Source organism: Micromonospora parathelypteridis (assembly GCF_014201145.1).
Lineage (GTDB): Bacteria > Actinomycetota > Actinomycetes > Mycobacteriales > Micromonosporaceae > Micromonospora > Micromonospora parathelypteridis.
Map to the genome: position 1 here is coordinate 6,586,194 of NZ_JACHDP010000001.1, position 25,148 is coordinate 6,611,341.

Below are 25,148 nucleotides of genomic sequence, written 5' to 3' on the forward strand. Positions count from 1 at the left end.
TCGCTGCTGGGTCGGGATCTGCCAACTACCCGAGGCCAGGCGACGCCAAACCGGACCGACAGCGAGGCGAGGCAGGTCACGGCCGGCGTCGGCAGGTCACGGACGGGGCCGCCCGGTGAGGACACCCAGCGCGATCATGCCGACGCCGAGGCCCAGGTGCAGCCAGTCGTCGGCGTCGTTGACCGGTAGGACGTTCGCCCCGGTGTCGTGGTCCACCGCCAGCCCGTAGAGCCACAGCACCAGGTAGATGGCGCCGCCGCCGATCAGGAACGCCCGAGCGCCGGTGACGGTCCGCGCCAGCACCAGACCGGCCACCCCGAACACCAGGTGCACCAGGTTGTGCAGCACCGACACCTGGAAGACGCCGAACAGGTACGCGCCGGAGCCGTGCCCGGCGAAGCGCAGGGCGTCCATCCCGGTGGTGATCCCCGGCACGAAACCGAGCACCCCGACCAGCAGGAACAGCACCCCCACCGATGCCGCCGCGCGGCGGACCGGCGGCTTGCCGTCGGCCGGGTTGGGGCGGGCCCGGGAGTGCGCCATCGGTCCGACCATCACCGGCTCCTCGCTGGGCGGCGGGCATGAGCGCAGCCGGGCTACCCGGTGCCGCCGCCGACAAACCGCCGCCGACCGTCCGGCCGGGCCGAGGGTCAGGCCGGGAGCAGCCGTGGCGCGCTGACCCCCTGGCGGACCCGCTCGTACAACTCGACGTAGCGCTGCGCCATCACCGCGGGCGTGAACCGCTGCGCGGCCACCCGCCGGCACTCGTCGGGGTCGAGCAACTCGGCGGAGAGTACGAGGTCGTCCAGTTCCTCCTCGTCGGTGGTGAGCAGCCCGGTGCGGCCGTGCTCGATCAGCTCCGGCAGGCAGCCCCGGGCGGTGGCCACCACCGGCGTGCCCAGGGCGAGGGACTCGACGACCGCCGTGCCGCCCGGCTCCTCCCAGCGCAGCGGGAACAGCGACGCGCGGGCGCTGGCGAGCAGGTCGTCGCGCTCCTGACCGGCCACCGTGCCGACCCAGCGGACCAGGTCACCGTCGACGTGCGGCGCCACCTCGTCGAGGAAGAACCGCACGTCCGGGTTCTGCCGCGCCTCGTCGCCGGCCGCGGCCAGATCGGCCGGCCGATGGTACGGCCCGACCGGCCCCGCCAGCACCAGCGGGACCCCGACCCGATGCGCGAGACGGGCACCCACGTCCTGCCCCTTGCCCGGGTTGATCCTGCCCAGGATGAGCAGGTGCTCGCCCTTGTCCGCTCGGGGCCGCCGCTCGGCGTCCACGGCGAGCGGGGTGGACAGGTGCACGTGCCCCACCGAGTGCTCGCGCAGCGCCAGTGGGGCCCGGGCCAACTGCGACGCGGAGACGCCGTTGACCCGAACCCGGTCGCCGCCGTCCAGGGCGCCGTAGAGCGCCGGGTGCTTGGCCAGGTCCCAGTGCAGGGTGTGCAGGGTCGGCGGGCCGGCCGGTCCCATCGCGGCGAGAGTGGCCAGCCCGACCGCCTCCACGTGGTCGTGCACCAGGTCGATGTCGTCTCGCGAGTGCAGCTCACGGACCACCCCGGCCAGGTGCGCCTGGGCGATCCCGCAGACCTGGTTGTACGGCCGCTGCAAGGCGGCGAACTGCCCGTCGGCGAAGACCGACACCTGCTCGTCCACCGGCAGGGTGCTGCTGTCCACCGAGGCGAGCACCACCCGCACGCCGAGTCGTCGCAGCTCCGGCACCAGCGTGGCGATCACGTTCTCGATGCCGCCGTAGCCGGGCGGTGGCACCGACAGCCACGGGCCGGCGTTCATGAGTACGGTCAGGCTCATCCCGCCCATCCCTTCCGGCCGGTCACGCGGCGGCCACCCGCCGACGGGGCACCTGGTGGCGCAGCTCGGCCAGCGGCGGACGCTCCTCGATGGACACGTCGCTGACCACGATCTCGCGGTCGAGGTTCGGCAACGTGTCCGAGCCGCCGCGACGGAACTGGGTCAGCATCGCCTCCGGCACCAACCCGGGGGTCGCCCACCCGCGCCGCTGCAACCGGGACCACGCGGTCAACATGATCTGGGCGGACATCCGGCCGAGGGCCGCCGTGTCCTGGTGCCGGTGCTTGCGCTCACCGAGGTCGACCTGCGCCATCGCGTCCAGGCCGACCAGGTCGAGCAGGTCGATCATCATGGCCGTCTCCACGCCGTACCCGGAGACGAACGGCACCTGGGCCAACACGTCGCGGCGTCCCGCGTACTCGCCGGCGAGGGGCTGCACGAAGCCGGCCAGCTCGGGCCAGAAGAGGTTGAGCAGCGGTCGGGCCATCAACTCGGTCACCCGGCCCCCGCCGTCCTGCTCCACGTTGGCGGTGCCCACCAGAGGTCGGTGGTAGAAGCCCTTCACGAAGTCGACCGACGGGTCGGTCAGCAGCGGTCCGAGCAGCCCGCTCACGAAGTGCGGCCGGAACTCCCGCAGGTCGGCGTCGATGAACGCCACCACGTCACCCTCGGCGGCGGCCAGACCGGCCCAGAGCGCGTCGCCCTTGCCGGTCAGTCGGGGCAGCCCTCGGGTCATCGCGTCCTGGCTGACGACCTCCGCGCCGGCGGCACGAGCCACCTGGGCGGTACGGTCGGTCGAGCGTGAATCCACCACGATCAGCTCGTCGACCAGGGCGACCCGATCCATCAGGTGCTCTCGGATGGTCGACACGATCGCGCCGACGGTGGCCTCCTCGTTGCGTGCCGGCAGCACCACGCTGACCCGGGTCCCTCCCTTGGCACGCAGCAGCCGACGTGCCGGCCAGTCCGCCGCAGACGTCGTCCGGTACGTGGCCCAGGCCTCCACGACCGGTGACACGCTCGGTGTCGTATCCCGCACGGGCACCCCTCCGTTCGAGCGTGGAAAAACCGAAATTGGTTGTTCCCATTCCTCATCACGCGCTAACCGCTTTCTGGGCAACAGCTTGATCACGGGGGTTACGTCACTGCGTTCCCGGGGGATGAACGTTTGATTGCGCACACCCCAGGGGACTGCTCCCATCACATAGGAAACGTCGTTGAAGGGGTGTCGGATGCGTGAATGCCGGGTGGGTCTGGTCGGAGCCGGCGGAGTGGCACAACGTCACGCGCGGGTACTGACCGGATTCGACGACGTCGAGCTGGTCGGGGTCACCGACGTCATGCCGGAGGCGGCGTCCGCGCTGGCCGCACAGCACGGCGCACGGGCCTGCGCCGACGTCGCCGAACTGCTCGCCACCGGCCCGGACGCGGTGTACGTCTGCGTTCCGCCGTTCGCGCACGGTCCGGCCGAGGAGGCGGTGATCGACGCCGGGGTGCCGATGTTCGTGGAGAAACCCGTCGCCGTCGACCTGGGCACCGCCGAGCGGATCGCCGACCTGGTCGCCCGCAGCGGCCTGCGCACCGCCGTCGGCCACCACTGGCGCTACCTGAGCGTGCTCGACGAGGCCCGCGAGCTGCTCGCCGGCCGCCCGGTGCGGATGGTCAGCGGCGCCTGGCTGGACAAGGTGCCCCCGGTGGCGTGGTGGTCGCGGCGGGACCGCTCCGGCGGCCCGGTGGTCGAGCAGGCCGCCCACGTGCTGGACCTGATCCGCGTGCTGGCCGGCGAGGTCACCGAGGTCACCGCGTACGGCAACGGCACACCGCCGCCGGTCGACGGCGCCGACATCGACTCGGTGACCACCGCCGCGCTGCGCTTCGCCGACGGCGCGGTGGGCACGCTCAGCGCCGCCTGCGTGCTCGGCTGGAAGCACCGCGCCGGCCTGGAGATCCTCGCCGACGGGCTGGCCCTCGCCCTCACCGAGGACGGCCTGTCGATCCGTGACGCCGACGGTGAACGACACATCCCCGCCGACCCGGAAGCCGCCCGGGTGGCGGTGGACCGCACCTTCATTGACGCCGTACGCGGCATCGGCGACGACGTACGCGTCCCGTACGCCGAGGCGCTGGCCACCCAACGGCTCGCCCTCGCGGTGGCCGACTCGGCCCGCAGCGGCGCGACCGTGCGGCTCGCCACCCCCACCGGGCCGGCGGTGCTGAACACGGGGGTGACCGTCGATGCGTGACAAGGTCGTGGTGGTCACCGGCCCCGGCCGGGTCGACCTGGTCGAGCAGGACGCCGCACCGCTGCGCCCCGGCACGTTCCGGGTCGAGACGCTGTTCAGCGGCGTCTCCGCCGGCACCGAGCTGAGCTACGTCAAGGGCACCAATCCCTACCTGAACGTCACCTGGAACGCCGACCTGGGGCTGTTCCAGCCGGGCGCGGCGAGCACGCCGTACCCGGTGACCCGGCTCGGCTACATGCAGGTCGGCCGGGTGGTGGAGAGCGAAACCCCGGCCGTCGCGGTGGGCACGATCGGTGCGATGACGTACGGGCACCGCACCGGCTGGCTGGCCGACCCGGTCGCCGAGCGGTTCGTGGCGCTGCCCGAGGACCTGGACCCGCTGCTCGGCGTCTACGTCGCGCACATGGGCCCGATCTGCGCCAACGGTCTCCTGCACGCCGCCGCCGACCTGCACGGCGCCGACGTGCGCGCGCTCGGCGACGGGGTTCGCGGCCGACGGGTCGCCGTGGTCGGCGCCGGTGTGGTGGCGTTGCTGACCGCGCTGCTCGCCCGACGCAACGGCGCCGCCTCGGTGGTGGTGCTCGACCCCACCCCGCAACGCCGCCAGGTCGCCGAGGCGCTCGGCCTGGAAACCCTCGACCCGGACGCGGACGACCCGGCGGTCGTGCTCAAGACCCGCTGGGCGCACACCGCCGGTGACCGGGGCGCCGACGTGGTGTTCCAGTGCCGGGGGCAGGCGTGGGCGTTGCAGCTCGCCCTGCGGCTGCTGCGACCCCAGGGCACCGTCATCGACCTCGCCTTCTACCAGGGCGGCGCGGAGGCGGTCCGGCTCGGTGAGGAGTTCCACCACAACGGGCTGTCGCTGCGCTGCGCGCAGATCGGGCGGGTGCCGCGCGGCCTCGCCCCCACCTGGGACCGCGAGCGGCTCTCCGCCGAAACCGTCGACCTGCTCCGCGCGTACGGGGACGTGATCCGCAAGCACCTCGTCTCGGCGGTGGTGCCCTTCGACGAGGCGCCCACCCTGCTCACCGACCTGGCCGACCGTCGCCGCCAGGAGCTTCAGGTGGTGCTGTCCGCCTGACCTGGTCCGGAGCGCGCTCGTGGGTTGACCCGGGCGGGTTACCGTTCCCGGCATGAGCACCCCGAAGGGCCGGCCCGTCGGTCTGGCCGCGCTGCTGCCGTACCTGCGGGAGCACCGCGGCACCCTGGTCGTGGTGGGTGCGCTGTCGCTGGTCGGCGCCGCGGCGTCGCTGGCACAGCCGCTGCTCACCCGCTCGGTGCTCGACCGGATCGGCGCCGACCACCCGGTGTCCGACCTGGTGGCGGTGCTGGTGGCGCTCGTGGTGCTCGGCGCGGCGATCGGCGGGCTGCGCGACTACCTCCTGCAACGCACCGCCGAAGGGCTGGTGCTGGGCACCCGGCGACGGCTGGCCGGGCACCTGCTGCGGCTGCCCATCGCCGAGTACGACCGCCGGCGTACCGGGGATCTGCTCTCCCGGGTCGGCTCGGACACCACGCTGCTGCGAGCGGTCGTCACTTCCGGGCTCTTCGAGACGGTCACCGGGGCGGTGATGGTGGTCGGCGCCGCGACGGCGATGGTGCTGCTCGACCCGCTGCTGTTCGGCGTCACCCTCCTCGGGGTGGCGTTGGGGCTGGGCTTCGCGGCCACCTTTGCCCGACGGGTCCGGGCCCTGGCACGCACCGCCCAGGAGCGGATCGGCGAGATGACCTCGGCGGTGGAGCGGGCCATCTCGGCCGCCCGGACCATCCGGGCCAGCCGCGCCGAGGCCCGGGAGACCGAGACCGTCACCGGCAGCGCCCGCGAGGCGTACGCGGCGGGGCTGCGGGTGGCCGGGGTGCAGGCGGTGGTCGGACCGATCGGCTCGGTCACCGTGCAGGGCGCCTTCCTGCTGGTGCTCGGCATCGGCGGGGCGCGGGTCGCCGCCGGGGCGATCACCGTCGGCGACCTGGTCGCCTTCGTCATGTACCTGTTCTTCCTGGCCCTGCCGCTGGCCCAGGTGCTGCGGGCGTACACCCAGTTGCAGTCCGGTCTGGGCGCCCTGCAGCGGATCGAGGAGATCCTCGCCGTGCCGGCGGAGGACGCGGCGGACCAGCCGACGCCCGCAGGCGCGACGGCGACCCCGCGCGGCCCCACCCCGATGATCGAGTTCGACCGGGTGGGGTTCGGCTACCCGGGCGGGGAGCCGGTGCTGCACGAGGTCAGCTTCGCGGTGCCCACCGGCACCCGTACCGCGCTGGTCGGCCCCTCGGGCACCGGCAAGTCGACGCTGCTCGCCCTGGTCGAGCGCTTCTACGAGGTGAGCGCCGGGGCCGTCCGGATCGACGGCAGCGACGTGCGGGACCTGCCCCGCGACGCGCTGCGGGCCCGGCTCGGCTACGTCGAGCAGGAGGCCCCCGTGCTTGCCGGCACGCTGCGGGAGAACCTGCTGATCACCACCCCCGACGCCACCGACGACCGGTTGCGGGGTGTCCTCGACGAGGTCAACCTGAGCCACCTGGCCGACCGCACCCCCCAGGGCCTGGACGTCCAGGTGGGGGAGGGCGGAGTGCTGCTCTCCGGGGGTGAGCGGCAGCGGCTGGCCATCGCCCGCGCGCTGCTCGCCGGCCCACCGGTACTGCTGCTCGACGAGCCGACCAGCAACCTCGACTCGCGCAACGAGGCCGCGCTGCGCCGCGCCATCGACGCGGTGGCCGTCCGCCGAACACTGTTGATCGTGGCGCACCGGCTCGCCACCGTGGTCGACGCCGACCAGATCGTCGTCCTCGACGGTGGCCGGGTGGTGGCCGTGGGCACCCACGCCGAGCTGACCGCCACCGACCCGCTCTACCGGGAACTCGCCACCCATCAGCTGCTCGTCGGCTGACTCCGTCGCGTCGGGGCCGACTTGCCGGCGGCCGGGCCGCGCGAGCCGGCTCGAATCGCGTACCGTTGCCGCTCATGGGTGTGTCGCAACGGTTCAAGAGCAAGTTCCGGCGGTTCCTCCAGCGCCCCGGCTCGACCGTGGATCTTGCTCCGCTGGAGAAGCTGCTGCCGGCGATCGAGGCGCGGGCGGATGAGCTCGCCGCCCTCGACGACGCCGAGTTGACCGAGGCCGCGGGTGCCGCCGTCGGCTACGAGGAGATCTGCGCCGTCGGCCGCGAGGCCGCCCGCCGTGGGCTCGACCAGCGGCCGTACGACGTGCAGCTGCTCGGCGCGATGGCGCTGCTCTCGGGCAAGGTCGCCGAGATGGCCACCGGTGAGGGCAAGACACTCACCGCCACGGTCGCCGCGTACGGGCACGTCCGGCTCGGCAACGGGCCGGTGCACGTGCTCACCATCAACGACTACCTGGCCCGCCGCGACGCCCAGTGGATGGAGCCGGTCTACACCCTGCTCGGCCTCACCGTCGGCTGGGTCAACGAGGCCTCCACCCCGCAGGAGCGGCGCGACGCGTACGCCTGCGACGTCACCTACGTCTCGGTCAGCGAGGCGGGCTTCGACTACCTGCGCGACCAACTGGTCACCGACGTGGAGGACCGGGTGCAGCCCACCCTGGCCACCGCGATCGTCGACGAGGCCGACTCGATCATGATCGACGAGGCCCGGGTGCCGATGGTCCTCGCCGGCGCGGTGCCGGGCGAGCAGGACCCGGTGCACGCCGCCGCCGCGCTGGTGCGTGGCCTGCGCAAGGGCAAGCACTACACGGTCGCCGAGGACGGGCGGAGCGTGGCGTTCACCTCCGCCGGCCTGGCCGCCATCGAGGCCAAGCTCGGCATCGACCTCTACGACGAGGAGCACGTCGCGCAGCTCTCGGCGGTCCACGTGGCGCTGCACGCGCAGGTGCTGCTGAACCGGGACGTGGACTACATCGTCCGGGACGGCTCGGTCGAACTGGTCGACGAGATGCGCGGCCGGGTGGCCCAGCGCCGCCGCTGGCCGGACGGGCTCCAGGCGGCGGTCGAGGCCAAGGAGGGCCTGGACGCCACTGCCGAGGGCGAGGTGCTGGGCACCATCGCCGTGCAGGCGTACATCGCGCTCTACCCGAAGGTCTGCGGGATGACCGCCACGGCGGTGCTGGTCGGCGACCAGTTGCGGGAGTTCTTCAACCTCGAGGTCGCGGTGATCCCGCCGAACACCCCGTGCATCCGCGAGGACGAACCGGACCGGATCTACGCCACCCGGGCGGAGAGGGACGAAGCGCTGATCGACGAGATCCAGCGCTGGCACGCCAAGGGGCGGCCGATGCTGATCGGCACGCTGGACGTCAAGGAGTCCGAGGGGCTGGCCGCCGGGCTGAACGCCGCCGGGGTGCCCTGCGTGGTGCTGAACGCCAAGAACGACGACGAGGAAGCGGCGATCATCGCCGAGGCCGGCGCGTACGGCGCGGTGACCGTCTCCACCCAGATGGCCGGCCGGGGCGTCGACATCCGGCTCGGCGGCAGCGACCAGAGCGACCAGGAGCGGGTCGCCGAGCTTGGCGGGCTCTACGTGCTCGGCAGCGGCCGACACGACAGCCGCCGGGTGGACGACCAGTTGCGCGGTCGGGCCGGCCGGCAGGGCGACCCGGGCGGCTCGGTCTTCCTCGTCAGCCTGGAGGACGACCTGGTCGTCCGGCACGCCGCCGACGCGGTGCCGCCGTCGCCGCGGATGAACGCCGACGGCCTGGTGACCGACGAGCAGGTCGACTACGCGGTGGAGCACGCCCAGCGGGTCGCCGAGGGCGTCAACCACGAGATCCACCGCAACACCTGGCGCTACAGCGTGGTGATCGAGCAGCAGCGTAAGGCCCTCGCTGCCCGGCGGGAGCGGCTGCTGACCAGCGACGTCGCCGCGGTGATGCTGCTGGAGAAGGAGCCCGAGAAGGCCGGCGAGATGGACGAGGACCTGCTCGCCCGGGCCGCCCGGTCGATCGCGCTCTACCACCTGGACCGGCTCTGGGCTGAGCACCTGGCCGAGCTGTCGGAGGTCCGCGAGGGCGTGCACCTGCGGGCGCTGGGCCGGCTCGACCCGCTGGACGAGTTCCACCGGGCCGCGGTGCCGGCGTTCAACGACCTGATCCCCGAGATCGAGGCCCGCACCATCGCCACCTTCAACGAGACCGAATTCGATGAGGACTGGCAGCCCGACGACGGCACCCTGGTCCGGCCCACCGCCACCTGGACGTACCTGGTGCACGACAACCCGTTCGGTTCCGAGCTCGACCGGCTGATCGCGTCGATCGGGCGGCGGCTCAGCGGCGCCTCGCGCTGACGCGGGCAGTCGGGCCCCTGTCGCGCGTCCGCGTGCGGCAGGGGCCCTGATTTGCGCCGTTTCGACCCGGGGTTCGCAGGGTAGTAGGGCTGGTCGGTCAAGTCGGGAGAGAGCAGACGATGACACAGGTGACGAGGCCCGTTGGGCAGGCGCGAGGGTGCACGGAGGCTGCGGACCGGTGAACCTCGACACGCGGGAACCGGTGGTACAGAATCTCGGCGTCCTGGAAACGGCCGCGCTGCTGCGCGAGCTGACTGCCGGGCTGATCGCGCTGACCGATTTCGATGAGGCGCTGCTGGCGCTGGTCCGGGTCACCCGGGACGCGGTAGCCGGGGTGCGCTGGTGCGGGTTCACCGCCCTTCGCGCCGGCGAACCGGCCGGCGTGGCCGCCTCCGACGAGCGGCTGGCAGGGCTGGACGACCTGCGGCACGGGCCGGACTCGCCGGCGATGAGCGCGATCCGACGCCGCGAGATGATCCTCGCCGTCGACCTGGCCGGTGAGCCTCGCTGGCCGGTCTGGACGGCGCGCGCCCGCGACCTCGGCGTACGCGGGGTGATCTCCGCGCCCGTCGACATCGACGAGCAGGTGATCGGGGCGATCAACCTCTACGCGGGTGCGCCGGACCTGCTGACCCCACAACACCAGTTGACCGCGATGCTGCTCGCCGAGCACGCCGGCCTGCTGCTGGCCGCCGTCCGTGACCGCAGCCGCCAACTCGTCCTCGCCGGCGAACGGGACGCCTCGCTGCTGCACGACGGTGTGGTGGGCCAGGCCGTCGGCGTGATCATGACGCAGCGTGGGTGCCCGCCGGCCGAGGCACTCGAGGTGCTGCGGACCGCCGCGTCGTCGTTGGACATCCCGCTGCGCGAGGTGGCCGAGCGACTGGTCCGTACGGTCTCCCGCCAGCGCGACAACTGACCGCCCGCCCGCCCGCCCGCCCGCTCGCCTGCCTGACCGGCGCGTGCTCGCCCGATCCCTTGATCGACTCCGGGTCGCCGATCTGGGGGTATCCCGGCGCTGGGACACCCCCACCTCGCCGATATGGAGTCGATCACCGGTCGATCTGGCGGTCCGGCGCGGCCGGTGCCCGTTCTCCCGGTCCGCGGCGAGTCGGGCGGCACCGTTTCGCCGGGACCGGGCTCGGGTAGCACTCTGGTCACTGTGCGGTGCGCCGACCCGGGGAGGACCGATGCAGAGTCGGCTGCGGGTGCAGGGGCACCCGATCCAACCGATGCTGGTGACGTTCCCGCTCGGGCTCTTCGTCAGCGCCACCGTCTTCGACCTCACCGATCTCCTCGGCGGGCCGGCGTTTCTGGGCGAGGTCGGCTACTGGACGGGCGTCGCCGCCCTCGTCGCCGCCGCGCTGACCGCGGTGGCCGGAATGGTCGACCTGTGGGACGTGCCGGGTGACCGCACCCGTCGTACGGCGATCGCCTTCAACCTGGTCAACACGGTGATGGCCGCCATGTTCCTGCTCACCTGCCTGGTGCGGTCACACTCCCCGCAGCGCGGCGCGTCAGTCGCGATCCTGATCACCGAGCTGGTCGCGCTGGCCGTCGGCGGGGTCGGCGTGCACCTGGGCGCCCGGCTGATGCGGCAGTTCGACACCGGTCGCGCCGAGGCCGGCACCCTCGACTCGCTCGCCGGCTCCACCATCGAGATCGTCCGCCCTCGCCCCTGATCACGAAAAGACGGGCGCACGAAGCGGCCCTCGCGCAACCGGGCCGGTCTACCATCCGCGGATGACCTCGTCCCTGGACACACTTCCGAAGATCGGTGCGCCCGCGACGCGAGCCCTGCACGGCGCCGGTTACACCACCCTGCGCCAACTCGACGGCGTCCCCCGGGCGGATCTGGCAAGACTGCACGGCATGGGGCCGAAGGCGCTCGACATCCTCCAGGCCGCCCTCGAAGAGCACAACCTGGGACTCGGCTGAAACCAGCCGCTGCCCGGACATCCCTCTCCGCCAGCCGACGCCAACGGGCCACCGGTCTCCCGACCCTGAGGCATCGCCCAGCCGTAGCCGCCCGGCCCGGCCCTTCCCGGCCCGGCGGCAAATCAGTTGCCGGCCGAGTTGCCGGCCGGCGAGGCTGGCCGCCATGAACACTGAACGTGTTGCCGAGGAGTTGATCGCGGACGCGGCCGCCGCGCCGGTCGACGGTTGGGGCTTCGGCTGGCTGGACGGCCGGGCCACCGAGGAACGCCCGCCCTGGGGGTACGCCCGGCTGGTCGCCGACCGGATGACGCGGGCCGACGCGGCACTGGACGTGGACACCGGCGGCGGGGAGGTGCTCGCCGAGGTGCCGCGCCCGCCGAAGCTGTTGACGGCCACCGAGAGTTGGCCGCCGAACGTCGAGGTCGCCCGGCGGACCCTGCGCCGCGTGGGCGCGACGGTGGTGGCGGTCGCCCCGGACGGACCGCTGCCGTTCCGCGACTCGTCCTTCGACCTGGTGGTCAGCCGGCATCCGGTGCGTACCGACTGGACGCAGACGGCCCGGGTGCTGCGGCCGGGCGGGACGTTCCTGTCGCAGCAGATCGGTGCGGGCACGATGCGGGAGCTGAGTGAGGCGATCCTCGGGCCGCTGCCACCGCCGAACCAGCGGCACCCCGAGCACGCGGTCGCCGCCGCCGAAGCCGCTGGCTTGCGGGTGGTCGACCTGCGCCACGCCACCCTGCGCGCGACCTTCGCCGACATCGGCGCGGTGGTCTGGTTCCTGCGCAAGGTGATCTGGACGGTGCCCGGGTTCACCGTCGACCGCTATCGCGAACAACTGCGAGACCTACACCGTCAGATCACCGATGAGGGCCCCTTCGTGGCCCACGCCCAACGCTTCCTCATCGAGGCCACCCGCCCCTGACCCTCCGCAGCGTCGATCATGGAGTTGTGGTGCCGCACAGAAGCCGTGGACCGGGGCAAGCCACCCACCACAACTCCATGATCGACCGGGCCGTGGGGCCGTGGGGCCGTGGGATGGTCAGTGGTGGTGGGTTTGGTGGTGGGTCGCCAGGATGTCAGCGCCGAAGTCGCTGGCGGGGCGGCGCAGCACGGTGTGCGCGTGGTTGCCGTCGGCGGTGGTGTTGTCGTACTCGATCAGCAGGTCGTCGCCCTGCACCCGGTAGTAGTGCCGCTGCCCGGGATGGGTGGGGCCGGCCCAGGCGAAGTGCAGTTGGCCGGCGTCCAGCCGAGTCGCCTCCCGGATGGCCAACTCGGGCGGCAGCCGGTCCAGGTAGAGCGCGACCACCTGGTCGAGCAGGGCGCGGCCGGTCGGCCCCAGCCGATCCGCCGGCACACCGAGGGGCTCCAGCGGTCCGTCGACCCGCCCGCGGGTGGCGCTGATGATGTCTCCGGGCGCCTCGTCGGCGATGATCGCGGCGGCCCGCTCGGCCGGCCCCAGCGCGTCGAGCAGTGCCCGGGCCAGGTCCTCCTCCACACCGAGTGGACGGGAGACCGGGCGGCCGGCGTACCGGACCGCGGCCGGGTTGGCGCCGAAGAAGATCGGCGCGGGGGACACCTGGCCGTCCACCACGGTCATGTTCACCGACAGGTGGTGTCCTTCGAGCCGCCACGCCCAGCGGTCGTCGCGCGCCGGATCGCCGAAGACGGCCACCCAGTAGTCACCGCTGTGCCGCCCACGGTGCCAGCCCTCGGCCCGATCGAGGACCTCCTCCAGCGCGATGATCGCCATCGCCTGCGCGTACGCCGAGGGGCTGAGCGCGGTGGCCAGCAGCCGGTGCGCGGCCTTGCGACCGGCGACGTCCAGCTCGGCGAGGCAGACGCCGGGGCGCGGTCGGGGGCGGTACTCCAGCCAGCGCCGGGTCGCTTCGTCGTCGAACGGGTGCAGGGCGCTTTCGCGGGCGGAGGGGTCGAGCGCGGCTAGCAGCGTGGTGCTGGCGGCGCGCATCTGCTCGGGCAAGGGATCTTCCACCGACCCTGTATACCGGCATGTCCGCGCCGGTGTCAGCCGGCGTGCAGCAGCTCCGCCATTTCCGTCAGCTCGAAGAACTCCGCGGTCTCCAGAGCCGACGGGTCACCGTGGGCCGGATTGGCACCGGAGGCGAGGAGCGCGCGGACGGCCTCGGTGCTGCTGCGGAACACCGCGGCGGCCAGCGCGGTCTGGCCCCGGTCGTTCGCCCGGGAGTGGTCGGCGCCCCGACTGAGCAGGGCGACCACCGTCTCCGGGTGCGAGTGGTAGGCGGCCAGGATCAGCAGCGTGTCACCCTTGTCGTTGGTGAGGTTGACCGGCAGGCCGGCGTCGAGTTGCCCGGCCAACTCCTCGGTGGAGCCGGCCCGGGCCAGGTCGAACATCCGGTGCGCGAACGCCAGCGTCTCGGCGTCGAGGTCGTCGGTCACCGGTCCAAGGCTAGTCGCACCGGCCCTGATAGGTTGCTCGGCCGGTGCGCTGGGGGAGGGTCCAATGGGTGAGACGGTGTACGTGGGCAACGCGGGTGTCGACGGTGCCGCGAACGCCGGCTGGCTGCTCGGGCACTTCGCGCCGCCGGGGGAGATCCGGCACAGCACCGACGTCGAGGTGAAGTGGGGCGTGCACCCGCCCGGGCAGGCCCGGTCGCGGTGGGCGACCGGGGAACGGCGAACCACTCTGCTCGTACTGGTCGAGGGGTGTTTTCGGGTGGAGCTTCCGGACCGGACGGTACGGCTGGCCGCGCCGGGCGACTACGTGGTGTGGGCCCGCGGGGTGGACCACTCCTGGTTCGCCGAGCGGGCGTCGGTGGTGCTGACCGTGCGGTGGCCCTCCCTGCCCGGCTACCGGGTGGACCCTCCGGTCCTGCACTGAGCGGCTTTCCTCACCTGGGCTCTCTCCGGGCAGAACACCTAGGAGCCGAGGTACTGCAGGATCGCGAGGACGCGGCGGCTGTAGCCGGTGGTGTGGGTGAGGTCGAGCTTGTCGAAGATGGTGTTGATGTGTTTCTCCACCGCGCTCTGTGAGACGTGTAGACGCTCGGCGATGGCGGCGTTGGTGTGCCCCTGAGCCATGTGGTGCAGCACGTCGCGTTCCCGCGGGGTGAGACGGTTGAGCGGGTCCGTGTGGCTGGTCGCGGAGATGAGCTGCCGGACGACCTCGGGGTCGAGGGCCGTGGAGCCGGCGGCGATGCGGTCGAGTGCGTCGAGGAAGTCCTCGACCTGGGCGACGCGGTCCTTCAGGACGTAGCCGACGCCTTCGGACCGGTCGGCGAGGAGCTTCGCGGCATAGCGCTTCTCGACGTACTGGGAGAGGACGAGCACGGCGATGTCGGGCCAGCGGCGGCGGATCTCCAACGCGGCCCGTAGCCCGTCGTCGGTGTTGGTGGGCGGCATCCGGACGTCGGTGACGACGACGTCGGGGCGGTGCTGCTCGACGGCGGTGACGAGGACGTTCTTGATCATGCCGACGACGCTGCGGACTCACCGCGGCCCGGACCATGAGGTGGACCGCCGACCTCAGCAGGCCGACCTCAGCAGCCCGGGTGTGGAAACCGCACCCCCGGCGGCCGTCGGGGAGCTCAGCTCAGGTGTCCCAACAGATGGAATTACCTACTAAACCTATAGGGTTTGCCGTCTAGAGTACGAGGGCACCCCGCCGAACGACCCGCGAGGAACCGCCATGACCCAGCACCGCCCGGAGCCCGACCTGCTCACCGTCGCCGCTCGATGGGTCGACCCGACCTGCTGGCCGGTCGAGCTGCGCTTCGATCCCGCCGAGCGCTGGTACGCCCGCCTCGCCACCGGCGACGACCACGAGGTGTGGGCGCTGAGCTGGCTGCCCGGGCAGGGCACCGACCTGCACGACCACGGCGGCTCCGCCGGAGCGTTCCGAGTCGTCACCGGCGCGCTCACCGAGGAGACGGTCGCCGGTGGTCGGCTACGCCCACGGCTGCTACCCGCCGGCGCCGGCCGCCGCTTCGGCCCCCGGCACGTGCACCAGGTGACCAACCAGGGCGCGACACCGGCGGTCAGCGTGCACGTCTACCGCCCGGCGCTGCTGCGGATGACCCGCTACCACCTCCTGGACGGGCGGCTGCGGGTCGCCGAGGTCGCCGAAGCCGGCCGGTCCTGGTGAGCACGGCGAGCAACGATCCACCCCCTGTCACCGGAAGGAACCGAGAATGCAGGTAACCGCCGAGCACCGTCCAGCCCCCGTGCCGCCGCCGGGCTCCCGGGGCATCGACGAGATCCTGGCCGCCGCGCGTGCCCAGCTCCACCGGTTGGACCCGGAGCGGGCGCACCTGGCGTGCCGGGCCGGAGCGCTGCTGGTCGACATCCGGCCGGCCGCACAGCGGGCCGCACACGGGGTGGTGCCGGGCTCGCTCGCGGTCGAGCGCAACGTGCTGGAGTGGCGCTTCGACCCACGCTGTCCGGCCAGGCTGCCGCAGGCGGTCGACTACGACGTACCGGTGATCATCCTGTGTCAGGAGGGCTACACCTCGTCTCTGGCCGCCGCCGCCCTGCAGGACGTCGGCCTGCACCGGGCCACCGACGTGGTTGGCGGGTTCGCGGCCTGGCGGATCGCCGGCCTGCCGGCCCTCGGCCCAACCCCGATGCACCGCGCCGCCCCTCTCGCGCCCCCGGTCAACACCGGGTGGGCGCGCCACTGACCGTCACGCCCCACCGGGCGTGGCGGGCGTACCGCCACTCAGGAGGCACCATGTCCGTCGTCGCCATCCCCACCCGTCGTCACCCGGGGGCGCGCCCACCCCGTCCGCGCACCGGCCCGACCCTGACCATCACCCTCGACCTCGTCCCGGGACCGCTGAGCCCGCGGCTGGCCCGGCTGGTGCAGCTGCTCGGCGAGCTGGCCGAATCGGGGGAGGGCCAGCTGCGTACCGTCGGGGACGTCGCGCCGAGGCCGCGACCGGCCCCGGGCCCCGCCGTCGTCGAGCCGTCCGCCGACGCGGACCAGGTCCACATCCTGGCCGGCTCACGGATGGTCCGCCGGGGCGACCGGGCCATCGCGCTGACCCGCATCGAGTACGAGTTGCTGCTGTTCCTGGCCGAGCGGCCACGCCGCGTCTTCACCCGCCTGCAGTTGTTGTCCAGCGTCTGGGGTTACGAGCACGCGGTGGCCCGCACGGTGGACGTGCACGTCCGCCGGCTGCGCGCCAAGCTGGCCGGCTCGGAGGTGGTCACCACCGTCTACGGGGTCGGCTACCGGCTGGCTGACGAGGCGCAGATCAGCGTGGACCACAGCCGCTGACTCCTGGTCCGGGGGTCATGCGGGCGCCCTGGTGAACCGGACGGGGACCCCCGTATCGGGGCATCTCGGGGGCTCTGCTGTAATCATCAGGCCTCGTACGCAGAGCGAGCATCCGGCTCCGATGCGTTCGTCAATTGTCACATTCATGCAACGCGGCCGCCTCTTGACCCTCGCCCGAGCGCCGGGAAACATCGATGAAGCGGCGTCCCGGGCCGTGGGGAGATACCCGGACCAGCCCAAGGAGGACCATGTCGGTCAGCCCTGCCTCGTCGCGCGCCGGATGGCATACGTCCCAACCTGCGGTGCCCGGTCGACCTCCCGGCGGTCAGCGTCGCCCGGCGAACACCGCCGCGCCCATGCTCACCGTCACGCTGTCCATCCCGCTGGCCTGTGAGGAGTCGCTGACCCCGGCGGCACGTCGGCTGCTCGAGGCCGCGCGCGAGATGCTCGAGCGAGGCGAGGGCGTGATCATCGGGGCCGTGCCGGCCGACCGCCGCCCCGACCAGGTTCCTGCCAACCGGTCGCCGACCCGGGCGCTCAGCCCGACCATCCCGGCCCTGCACATCCTCGCCTCGTCCCGCTCGGTGCTGCGCGACGACGAGACGCTGCCGCTGACCCGGCTGGAATTCGACCTGCTGCTGCACCTGGTCGCCCATCCACGGCGGGTGTTCACCCGGCTGCAACTGCTCAACGCCGTCTGGGGCTACGAGCACGCCGGGGTACGCACCGTCGACGTGCACGTGCGTCGGCTGCGCGGCAAGGTCGGCGTCGACGTCCCCCTGGTCACCACCGTCTACGGCGTGGGCTACCGGCTGGCCGACGACGCCCGGGTCACCATCGACCGCACCGGCTGACCGGCGTCACCGACCCCACCGGGCGCGGGGCAGGATGGTCCGGTGCGTATCCGCCCCATCTCGCCCGACCTGCTCGTCGACGAGCTGACCGGCCGGCTGGCCGACGCGGCGATCCGCGCCGCCGCCGGGCCCGCCCGGCTGCGGGTGGCCGTGGACGGCGCTCCGGCGGCCGGCACCGACGGGTTGGCCGCCGCGCTCGTCGACCCGTTGCGTGCCCGGGGCCGCCCGGTGCTGCACATCCGCGCCACCGACTTCCTCCGCCCCGCGTCGCTGCGCTTCGAGCTGGGCCGCACCAACCCGGACTCCTACTACGAGAGCTGGGTCGACGAGGCCGGGCTGCGCCGGGAGGTGCTCGACCCGGCCGGCCCGGGCGGCACCGGGCGGCTGCTCCCGTCGCTCTGGGACGCCGACGCCGACCGGGCCAGCCGCGCCCGTTACGTCGACCTGCCACCCGGGGGCGTCGTCCTGGTCAGCGGCGCGTTGCTGCTCGGCGGTGGCCTGCCCTTCGACGTCACCGTCCACCTGGAGTTGACCCCGGCCGCGCTGCGTCGGCGTACCGAACCGGCCCAGGAATGGGCGCTGCCGGCCTTCGACCGGTACGCCGAGGAGGTCGTCCCGGCGAGCTTCGCCGACGTGGTGGTGCGGGCCGACGACCCCCGCCGACCCGCGCTCGTGGAGCCCGACGGCGACGACTGACAACCGCGGAGAGTTCGGCGGTTTGTGCGGCTGATCCGGCGGGTACTCGCCCGGCTCACAGAGCGCGGGTGATCGCCCGCGCACCCACTGCGACCGTGACCGGGGCCTCACGCCGCCGGCACCCGGTTCACCTTGAGCCACAGGCCCAGGAAAGGCAGGCAGCGATGGTCGCCCACGACACGGTCGGTACGGCCCGTCCCCAGACGGAGATCGACCAGATCAAGCTCTCCCTCCAGTCGCACTACGACGAGCTGACCGCCGAGTACGACCAGGCCGTGTTGCAGAGCCAGGTGCTGCGGCTGGTGGAGGTAGGTGACACCGCCGGCGACGACCAGGCCGACAGCGGCACCAAGACGGCCGAGCGGGACACCGCGCAGTCCCTGTTGCGCACCATCCTCGACCGCCGCGCCCAGTACGAGCACGCCCTCGGCCGACTCGAAGAGGGCACCTACGGCTGGTGTGAGGGCTGCGCGGCGGCGATCCCGGTGGAGCGGCTGGAGATCTTCCCGTCCGCCACCACCTGCGTGACGTGCAAGCAGACCCGCGAACGGCGGGCGGCCTGAGCGACGCCAGCGGTTGCCGGTCGGTCCACAACGCGATGGACTTCACCCATGGGTGACATCCTTGTGGGCACCGCGTCCTGGACCGACCGCACACTGCTGGACTCGGGATGGTATCCGCAGACCGCGGACAGCCCGGAAAAACGGCTGGCCTACTACGCCCGGCAGTTCCCGCTGGTCGAGGTCGACGCCACGTACTATTCCCCGCCCGCCGAGGCGACCGCGAGGCTGTGGGCCGAGCGCACCCCCGCCGGCTTCACCTTCAACATCAAGGCGTTCAGCCTGCTGACCGGGCATCCCACCCGGGTCAGCGCCCTCTACAAGGACCTTCGCCCGGAGACCGACAAGAAGAACATCTACCCCGACGACCTGCCCGCGCAGGCGTACGAGGAGGTGTGGACGCGCTTTCTGTCCGCGCTGGACCCGCTGGTCGAGGCGGGCAAGCTGGGCGCGCTGCTGTTCCAGTTCCCGCCCTGGTTCACCATCAAGCGGGCCAACAAGCAGTACCTGCTGGAGGTGGCGAAGCGCTGCGCGCCGCTACGCGCCGTCTACGAGTTCCGGCACGCCTCCTGGTTCGACGGTGACAACGCCGACGAGACCCTGGCCTTCCTCCGCGAGCACAAACTGCCGTACGTCTGCGTGGACATGCCGCAGGGCCACCGCTCGTCGCTGCCCCCGGTGCTGGCCGCCACCGCGGACCTCGCGGTGATGCGCTTCCACGGCCACAGCGACAAGTGGACCAGCAAGGACATCCACGAGAAGTTCGGCTACCACTACTCCAAGCGGGAGTTGGCCGACTGGGCGCCGAAGCTGCGTGAGCTGGCCGACGAGGCCGGCCAGACCCACGTTCTCATGAACAACTGCTACCGCGACTATGCGCAGACCAACGCCACGACGCTGGCCGGGCTCCTCGGCGTCGACTGATCGTCGCCGGCTCACCCGGTTGGGGTGGTGCCGACTCACCCGGGCCGCCGGCAGGGTGGACACGGTGGGTACGGCCGCCCGAGGGTGGCCGACGCCGGAGACGACACGGAGGTGACGGGGGATGACGGTTCGAGTGGTGACGGATCGACGGCGTGGTGCCGTCCTGCACGTGGTCGGCACGGCCGACAACGCCCGGCGCGCCCCGCAGGGCAGCCCGGTGCGGGCGCGACGCGGCCCGGCGGGGCCACCGCGCCGCTCCGACGACCGACGGTGGGACAGCACGGAACGGGGGTCGACCGATGGCTGACGCGATGATCTCAGCGTTCGAGTCCTCGCTGGACAAGACGAACCTCATTCTCAAGGACATCGAGAACGCCTACGGCTGGCCGAAGGACCGGCGCAACCAGTCGTACGCGGCCCTGCGCACGGTGCTGCACCTGCTGCGCGACCGGCTGCCGGTGGACGAGAGCGTCGAGTTCGCCCAGCAGTTGCCGGTGCTGGTCCGGGGGATCTACTTCGACGGCTGGGTTCCGTCCGACGTGCCGATCAAGCTCAACCGGGACGACTTCCTGTACGAGGTCCGGCAGGGCTTCCCGTACGACGCGGAGGGCGGCCCGGAGCGGGTGACGCAGGTGGTGCTGGACACCCTGCGCCGACACGTCACCCAGGGCGAGTGGCAGGACGTGAAGGACACCATGCCGAGCGACCTCGCCACGATGATGCCGTGACGACCTGGCACCTGAGCCCGCCCGAGGAATCGGGCGGGCTCAGGTGCCGCGCTGCCGCTGAACCGCCCGTGTCGCTCCGGTTCGGCGTCTACGGTGAGGGTTAGAGAAGATCGCGCGTGGGGTACCACCCGCACCACGACGGAGCCCGGCGTACGGCGGGGCGGCACACCCGAGGGAGTACCGATGGCACTCAACGACGACGACATGCAGACCACGGGCGGCGGCGGCCTGGAGGGCCCGGCCGACGGTGGGGCGACCCCCGGTCACCAGGACGGCGGTGCTGATGGTGGCGCGGAGGGCCCGGCCGACGGTGGGGCGACCCCCGGTCACCAGGACGGCGGTGCCGATGGTGGCGCGGAAGGCCCGGCCGACGGTGGGGCGACTCCCGGTCACCAGGACGGCGGCGCCGACGGTGGCGCGGAAGGTCCCGCCGACGGCGGTGCGACGCCGGGCCAGCAGGACGGTGGCGCCGACGGCAGCGCACGGTAGCGGCACACCATGACGCACCTCGACCCGCCGGGCGGCCACGGCCGCCCGGCGGTTCCGTCCGCAGACGCCACCGCCGCCCTGGCCCGCTGCGTCTCGGTCGAACCGGCCAAGTTCGCCGCCGCGCACTGGGGCCACACCCCGCTGCTGTCCCGCGCGACCGAGCTGCCCGACCCGTCCGGCTTCACCGACCTGCTCAGCCCCGCCGACGCCGACGAGTTGCTGAGCCGGCGCGGACTGCGTACCCCCTTCCTGCGCGTCGCCCGGGACGGCCAGTTGGTGCCCGCGGCGCGCTGGACCGGCGGCGGCGGTGCCGGCGCCGAGATCGGCGACCAGGTGCTCGACGAGCGGATCCTGGAGCAGTACGCCGCCGGCGCCACGCTGGTGCTGCAGGGGCTGCACCGGATCTGGCCACCGCTTGTCGACTTCGCCCGCGACCTGGGCCTCGCGCTCAACCAGCCGTTGCAGATCAACGCCTACCTCACCCCGGCCGGCAGCCAGGGATTCGCCACCCACTACGACACGCACGACGTGTTCGTCCTCCAGGTCGACGGCCGTAAGCACTGGCGGATCCACCCGCCGGTGCTGCCCGATCCGCTGGAGAAGCAACCGTGGGGTGGGCGCGCCGACGAGGTCGGCGCCACCGCGCAGGGCCCCGCCGCGCTGGACGTGGTGCTCGCCCCCGGCGACGCCCTCTACCTGCCCCGGGGCTGGCTGCACAGCGCGCAGGCGCAGGACGCCAGCTCGCTGCACCTGACCGTGGGCATCCGTGCTCTCACCCGGTACGCCCTGGTCGAGGAGTTGCTCACGCTGGCCGCCGAGGACCAGCGGCTGCGGGCCAGCCTGCCGTTCGGCACCGACGTGGCCGACCCGGACGCCATCGAGCCGGAGCTGACCGAGACGGTGGAGGCGTTGCGGGACTGGCTGCTGCGCGCCGACCCGAGCGCGGTCGCCGCGCGCCTGCGGCAGCGTGCCTGGCCGGCTGCCCGCCCGGCACCCATCCGGCCGCTCGCCCAGGCTGAGGCGCTGGCCGCGTTGGACCCCGACTCCCAGGTCGCGCTGCGCCCGGGCCTGCGCTGGCAACTCGTGCCGCACAGCTCGGACATGGTGGCGCTGCGGCTGTTCGATCGCACCATCACCCTGCCCGCCGACTGTGAGCCGGCGGCCCGCGCCGTGCTCAGCGGCACGGTCACCCGGGTAGGTGACCTGCCCGGGCTGCCCGACGACGCCGACCGGGTCACCCTGGCCCGCCGACTGCTCCGCGAGGCCGTCCTGGTCCCAGTCTGAGCAACCCGGCCTGAATCACCCGGCCGTGGCTCCGACCAGCTCGATCCTGAGCGTGTTCGTGACCTCGTCGGTCAGCTCGCCCTCCGCGCCGACCGAGATCGTGCCCTGGTCGGTGACGCCGAAGACGAGTTCCACCGTGCCGGCCTTCAGCACCAGCGGGTCGTCACCTCCGGTGCCGGCGGCGACCACCGCGCGGATCGTGGTGATCGCGTCCACGAGGGTCGCCTCGACCCCGCCGTCGCGCAGCTCGTGCCGATCCTGGAGATCCTCGGCGACGAGCGTGATGTCGATCGTGTGGGTCCTCTGGCGGGAGTGGCTGCCGCCCACCTTGACCTTCCAGCCGATCACGGGGACCCGGAAGTCGACGCCACCGCCGAGCTTCGTGGTGGCGACCGCGCTCAAGATCAGTTGAACGGAGCCGACCCGCAGGTCCCGACCCTCGTCGGTCGTGGAGATCCCGGCCTGCTTCACCGCGTTCTTCACCGCCGACACCAACTCCTCCACCGGCACGCTGTGGTCGACCACGTCCATGCCGCACCTCCCCTTCTGCGCGAGTTGAGTTGCCGACCGCTCAGACGGCGGCGGTGGCGAACGGGTCGCCGTACACGGTGTAGGCCAGCCAGGTCGGGTCCAGCGGGTCGTCCTGCTGCTCGATCCGTGCGGCGAGGGCCGCCGCGCCGAGCGTGGCGCCGTCGGCGAGGGACTGGTAGAACGCGGTCGCGAAGCGGGCCGAACTGTCCGAGCGCACCGCCCAGAGCGTGCCGACGAACGCGCCCGCTCCGGACGACATGAACTGCTGCGCCCAGCCGAGCATCTTCGTGTACGTCGGTGCCACGCCCGCGCTCCGGCACGCGTTGATGAACACGAGGGGGCCGGACTCCGCCAGCAGTCTCCGGATGCTGGCCTCGGCGAGCAGGGCCGGCTTGAACCGGCCGCCGTCCATGTCGATGAACGAGCCGTCCGAGGAGAACGTGTTGTGGCAGGCGAAGTGGGTCGCTCCCAGCCCTCCTGAGTTGATCAGGGCGAGGAGTTCGCCGGCTTTGGTGATGGGCTCGCTGTCGGCCGCGCCGAGGATCGCGCGGATGGCGGCGATCTCCTCGTGCGCGCCGGTCGGAGCCTTCGGCGGCACCACGAAGCGCGGGTTGCGCAGGCCGACCTTCGCGTTGCGGTGCTGACCATAGGTGCGGCGTACCACGGGGACCTGCTCGACGAGGAAACCGGCATCGCGCTCGGCGCTGAGCGGATAGAGCAGTTCCCACGGGACGACATCGTGGTCGGTGGCGATCGTGAAGGCACTCATGTCGGCGCCGACCTGCCAGAACTGGTCCTGCACGTCGGCTGGCACCATCTCCGACCACAGCTGGATGCCCGCCGACCGGATGACCGCGCGGGTCATCGTCGCGTCGTACCGGGAACCACCACCGGCGAGCTGCTGCAACTCCTTGATCGCGTTCTCCACCGCGGCGTTCGGCGTGTTCGTGACCGACTCGACGACCGGGGCGAACAGCGCCGCGTCGGAGCGCAGTTGGAAGGTGTAGCGGCTCCCGTCGAACCGTACCTCCATGGTGACCTCGCCCGGTCGTGCCTGCGGGGCGCCCATCGGCGCCGTCTTCGGCTGGCCGTCCCGGAACGGCCCACCGTCCGCGACGGAGACCTCGACGGACACCTCGCTGAGGAACGTGCCGCCGGCCCAGGCCGTCACGTCGATGCGATGCAGACCGGGGGTACGCGCCCCGAAACCGAACCGGATCGGATTCGGATCCTCGTCCGGTAGGACCAGCACGGTCTGCTGGAGCGGGCCCTCGGCGTGCAGGCCGGCCGGCGCGTGGACGGTCACGGTGACAGGTGTGCCGGCGTCGCTGACGAGGAGGTTCGCCAACCGCGAGGTCACGGCGTCCGGGTGAACCGGCCGCCCTTCGGTGACGAGCCGGACGTCGACGCTCAGGTCCCGACCCGCCGGAACCTGGGTGGGCGCACGCGCCACCAACAGCCGCTCCCGTGCCCGGGGTGTCCCGCCCGGCCGTAAGGCGGACATACCCAATTTCCGGCCCCCGGTGGTCGGGCCGAGCCGGTGTCGCGCCAGCCGGTACGCGGCTCGTGCCTGCGGGTCGTAGAATTTCCTTTCCAGTTCGCGCCATCGCACATAGTGACGGCCTCGTTCGTCGAGGGAAAGCCGTGCGCTTCTTCGATAGAGGGTGATGCCGCCGAGAGCAGACGCGCCCCGGTTGAGTCGTCGATTGATGGCTGTCTCGGCTTGGTCCGCCTCGTCGAGGGCGTACTGCGAACTGATTGGCCGGCAGGCGTCCAGCACGAACTCGCGGATCAGGCCCGCGGCGTCCGTGATCGCGCGTCGGACGACCTGCGCCGGGTCGGTCACCCGAAAGCCGACGATGATCGATGCCTCGAAATGGTACGCGCCCTTCGCGGGCAGCCGAACGTCGAAGACGATCCAGTGGTCGCTGGTGTCCACCTCGTAGCGTGTCGAGTATCGGGCTACGAACCCTGGGCGCCACCACGCCATTGACTGGCCACTGTCGGCGACCTCCAGACCATCTCGGCGGGTCGAGTAGACGATCGCCGCCGATGGCCCGTGCCCGGGGGGCGGCATGAACCAGCGCACCCGTTCCGCGCTGAGGATCAGTGGGATCGCGCGCCCAGCAGTTTTGGTCTCCGCGCCGAAACTTGTCGCGAGGTCATCGATCAGGTGGCGGATGTCCGCATCAACGGTGCGCGTGGAGACCCGCCGGTAGTGCTGCTGGACCAGCGGTCTGAGCGCCTCGGGCAGACGCGTCTCGCGTGGCAGTGGAGCGCCGTCCACCAGCACCGGGATGAGCAGGACCTGCCGTTCGAGGGCGGTTTCGATCGTCCGGAGGGTGCTGCTCGGAACGTGCTCCGACAAGCCTGCCGGACCGCTGGTCATGCGAGGTTCGAGCACGACGATGAGTGCCGCCGAGGCTGACAGCTCAGCGGGGGAAACGACCGCCATCCGATCGTCGCGAATGACGCTGCCGCGGCCGAATCGAGCGGTCAGCGCGTCATCGAGCAGGCGCCCGACGACGTTGTCGTCGTCGGCGCGGTAGCTGAGGAGGAAGCTGACCATTTGACGTACCGTATCGAAG

The 25,148-nt window shown here is 72.4% G+C and carries 28 protein-coding genes; 20 read left to right on the plus strand and 8 right to left on the minus strand.

Translation table 11 applies throughout. The features are described from left to right. Positions 1 to 96: 96 nt before the first annotated feature. From HNR20_RS29685 to HNR20_RS29695, 3 genes are all read right to left on the minus strand, one after another. Positions 97 to 555 carry a DUF4383 domain-containing protein gene (locus HNR20_RS29685; protein ID WP_184186696.1) on the minus strand — a complete coding sequence of 153 codons (459 nt, stop codon included), beginning with the start codon at positions 553 to 555 and terminating at the stop codon, positions 97 to 99. Between the two features lie 95 nt (positions 556 to 650). Next, complete coding sequence (locus tag HNR20_RS29690; protein WP_184186699.1) at positions 651 to 1,808, minus strand: glycosyltransferase; 1,158 nt, start codon at positions 1,806 to 1,808, stop codon at positions 651 to 653. Between the two features lie 22 nt (positions 1,809 to 1,830). Then, positions 1,831 to 2,814 (minus strand): glucosyl-3-phosphoglycerate synthase, encoded by a 984-nt coding sequence (locus HNR20_RS29695; protein ID WP_229687324.1) that lies wholly within the window; start codon positions 2,812 to 2,814, stop codon positions 1,831 to 1,833. Between the two features lie 226 nt (positions 2,815 to 3,040). Here HNR20_RS29695 and HNR20_RS29700 point away from each other — a divergent pair, with 226 nt between their 5' ends. The 8 genes from HNR20_RS29700 to HNR20_RS29735 all read left to right on the plus strand — a co-directional run bounded on the left by HNR20_RS29700 (position 3,041) and on the right by HNR20_RS29735 (position 12,162). After that, positions 3,041 to 4,051 carry a Gfo/Idh/MocA family protein gene (locus HNR20_RS29700; protein ID WP_184186705.1) on the plus strand — a complete coding sequence of 337 codons (1,011 nt, stop codon included), beginning with the start codon at positions 3,041 to 3,043 and terminating at the stop codon, positions 4,049 to 4,051. Further along, complete coding sequence (locus HNR20_RS29705; RefSeq protein WP_184186707.1) at positions 4,044 to 5,132, plus strand: zinc-dependent alcohol dehydrogenase; 1,089 nt, start codon at positions 4,044 to 4,046, stop codon at positions 5,130 to 5,132. Before HNR20_RS29700 ends, HNR20_RS29705 begins: the two co-directional genes overlap by 8 nt. A gap of 52 nt (positions 5,133 to 5,184) precedes the next feature. Then, on the plus strand, positions 5,185 to 6,936 hold the full coding sequence (locus tag HNR20_RS29710) for an ABC transporter ATP-binding protein (RefSeq protein ID WP_184186710.1): 1,752 nt from the start codon (positions 5,185 to 5,187) through the stop codon (positions 6,934 to 6,936). A gap of 74 nt (positions 6,937 to 7,010) precedes the next feature. Continuing rightward, on the plus strand, positions 7,011 to 9,302 hold the full coding sequence (gene secA2, locus HNR20_RS29715) for an accessory Sec system translocase SecA2 (protein ID WP_184186713.1): 2,292 nt from the start codon (positions 7,011 to 7,013) through the stop codon (positions 9,300 to 9,302). Between the two features lie 178 nt (positions 9,303 to 9,480). Next, entirely contained in the window at positions 9,481 to 10,221 is a 741-nt protein-coding gene (locus HNR20_RS29720) for a GAF and ANTAR domain-containing protein (protein ID WP_184186716.1), read from the plus strand. A gap of 271 nt (positions 10,222 to 10,492) precedes the next feature. Beyond that, the gene (locus HNR20_RS29725; RefSeq protein ID WP_184186719.1) at positions 10,493 to 10,984 is read left to right on the plus strand and encodes a DUF2231 domain-containing protein; all 492 of its coding nucleotides are present in this window, start codon (positions 10,493 to 10,495) and stop codon (positions 10,982 to 10,984) included. Positions 10,985 to 11,045: 61 nt separating this feature from the next. Further along, positions 11,046 to 11,240 carry a helix-hairpin-helix domain-containing protein gene (locus tag HNR20_RS29730; RefSeq protein WP_184186720.1) on the plus strand — a complete coding sequence of 65 codons (195 nt, stop codon included), beginning with the start codon at positions 11,046 to 11,048 and terminating at the stop codon, positions 11,238 to 11,240. 163 nt (positions 11,241 to 11,403) lie between these two features. Then, positions 11,404 to 12,162 (plus strand): class I SAM-dependent methyltransferase, encoded by a 759-nt coding sequence (locus tag HNR20_RS29735; RefSeq protein WP_184186722.1) that lies wholly within the window; start codon positions 11,404 to 11,406, stop codon positions 12,160 to 12,162. A 117-nt stretch (positions 12,163 to 12,279) separates the two neighbouring features. Here HNR20_RS29735 and HNR20_RS29740 read toward each other — a convergent pair whose 3' ends face one another. Further along, on the minus strand, positions 12,280 to 13,230 hold the full coding sequence (locus HNR20_RS29740) for a DUF3500 domain-containing protein (RefSeq protein ID WP_184186724.1): 951 nt from the start codon (positions 13,228 to 13,230) through the stop codon (positions 12,280 to 12,282). 32 nt (positions 13,231 to 13,262) lie between these two features. Then, on the minus strand, positions 13,263 to 13,655 hold the full coding sequence (locus HNR20_RS29745) for an ankyrin repeat domain-containing protein (RefSeq protein WP_184186726.1): 393 nt from the start codon (positions 13,653 to 13,655) through the stop codon (positions 13,263 to 13,265). Positions 13,656 to 13,719: 64 nt separating this feature from the next. On the opposite strand from HNR20_RS29745, the gene HNR20_RS29750 reads away from it, so the two are divergent. Beyond that, entirely contained in the window at positions 13,720 to 14,097 is a 378-nt protein-coding gene (locus HNR20_RS29750) for a signal peptidase I (RefSeq protein WP_184186728.1), read from the plus strand. 38 nt (positions 14,098 to 14,135) lie between these two features. Here HNR20_RS29750 and HNR20_RS29755 read toward each other — a convergent pair whose 3' ends face one another. Next, positions 14,136 to 14,687 (minus strand): LuxR C-terminal-related transcriptional regulator, encoded by a 552-nt coding sequence (locus HNR20_RS29755; protein ID WP_184186730.1) that lies wholly within the window; start codon positions 14,685 to 14,687, stop codon positions 14,136 to 14,138. Positions 14,688 to 14,904: 217 nt separating this feature from the next. Here HNR20_RS29755 and HNR20_RS29760 point away from each other — a divergent pair, with 217 nt between their 5' ends. The 11 genes from HNR20_RS29760 to HNR20_RS29810 all read left to right on the plus strand — a co-directional run bounded on the left by HNR20_RS29760 (position 14,905) and on the right by HNR20_RS29810 (position 22,029). Beyond that, entirely contained in the window at positions 14,905 to 15,360 is a 456-nt protein-coding gene (locus HNR20_RS29760) for a cysteine dioxygenase (protein WP_184186733.1), read from the plus strand. Between the two features lie 46 nt (positions 15,361 to 15,406). Then, positions 15,407 to 15,895, plus strand: coding sequence for a rhodanese-like domain-containing protein (locus HNR20_RS29765; RefSeq protein ID WP_184186736.1), 489 nt, complete (start codon positions 15,407 to 15,409; stop codon positions 15,893 to 15,895). Positions 15,896 to 15,945: 50 nt separating this feature from the next. Continuing rightward, complete coding sequence (locus HNR20_RS29770; protein WP_184186739.1) at positions 15,946 to 16,494, plus strand: winged helix-turn-helix domain-containing protein; 549 nt, start codon at positions 15,946 to 15,948, stop codon at positions 16,492 to 16,494. 248 nt (positions 16,495 to 16,742) lie between these two features. After that, the gene (locus tag HNR20_RS29775) at positions 16,743 to 17,348 is read left to right on the plus strand and encodes a winged helix-turn-helix domain-containing protein (protein ID WP_184186742.1); all 606 of its coding nucleotides are present in this window, start codon (positions 16,743 to 16,745) and stop codon (positions 17,346 to 17,348) included. 42 nt (positions 17,349 to 17,390) lie between these two features. Then, positions 17,391 to 18,044: a nucleoside/nucleotide kinase family protein gene (locus tag HNR20_RS29780; protein WP_184186745.1), complete on the plus strand. Its 654-nt coding sequence runs from the start codon at positions 17,391 to 17,393 to the stop codon at positions 18,042 to 18,044. A gap of 164 nt (positions 18,045 to 18,208) precedes the next feature. After that, positions 18,209 to 18,607: a TraR/DksA family transcriptional regulator gene (locus HNR20_RS29785; RefSeq protein ID WP_184186748.1), complete on the plus strand. Its 399-nt coding sequence runs from the start codon at positions 18,209 to 18,211 to the stop codon at positions 18,605 to 18,607. 48 nt (positions 18,608 to 18,655) lie between these two features. Further along, complete coding sequence (locus HNR20_RS29790; RefSeq protein WP_184186751.1) at positions 18,656 to 19,528, plus strand: DUF72 domain-containing protein; 873 nt, start codon at positions 18,656 to 18,658, stop codon at positions 19,526 to 19,528. A 121-nt stretch (positions 19,529 to 19,649) separates the two neighbouring features. Beyond that, entirely contained in the window at positions 19,650 to 19,835 is a 186-nt protein-coding gene (locus tag HNR20_RS29795; protein WP_184186754.1) for a hypothetical protein, read from the plus strand. Further along, positions 19,828 to 20,256, plus strand: a complete 429-nt coding sequence (locus HNR20_RS29800; protein ID WP_184186757.1) for a DUF2267 domain-containing protein — start codon at positions 19,828 to 19,830, stop codon at positions 20,254 to 20,256. Before HNR20_RS29795 ends, HNR20_RS29800 begins: the two co-directional genes overlap by 8 nt. Before the next feature lie 183 nt (positions 20,257 to 20,439). Further along, positions 20,440 to 20,745: a hypothetical protein gene (locus HNR20_RS29805; RefSeq protein ID WP_007459745.1), complete on the plus strand. Its 306-nt coding sequence runs from the start codon at positions 20,440 to 20,442 to the stop codon at positions 20,743 to 20,745. 9 nt (positions 20,746 to 20,754) lie between these two features. Next, on the plus strand, positions 20,755 to 22,029 hold the full coding sequence (locus HNR20_RS29810; protein WP_184186760.1) for a cupin domain-containing protein: 1,275 nt from the start codon (positions 20,755 to 20,757) through the stop codon (positions 22,027 to 22,029). A 15-nt stretch (positions 22,030 to 22,044) separates the two neighbouring features. On the opposite strand, the gene HNR20_RS29815 is transcribed toward HNR20_RS29810, so the two are convergent. Beyond that, entirely contained in the window at positions 22,045 to 22,560 is a 516-nt protein-coding gene (locus tag HNR20_RS29815) for a trypco2 family protein (RefSeq protein WP_184186762.1), read from the minus strand. 40 nt (positions 22,561 to 22,600) lie between these two features. After that, a complete protein-coding gene (locus tag HNR20_RS29820) occupies positions 22,601 to 25,129 on the minus strand; it encodes a CHAT domain-containing protein (protein ID WP_184186765.1) in 2,529 nt (842 codons plus the stop codon). Positions 25,130 to 25,148: the final 19 nt, after the last annotated feature.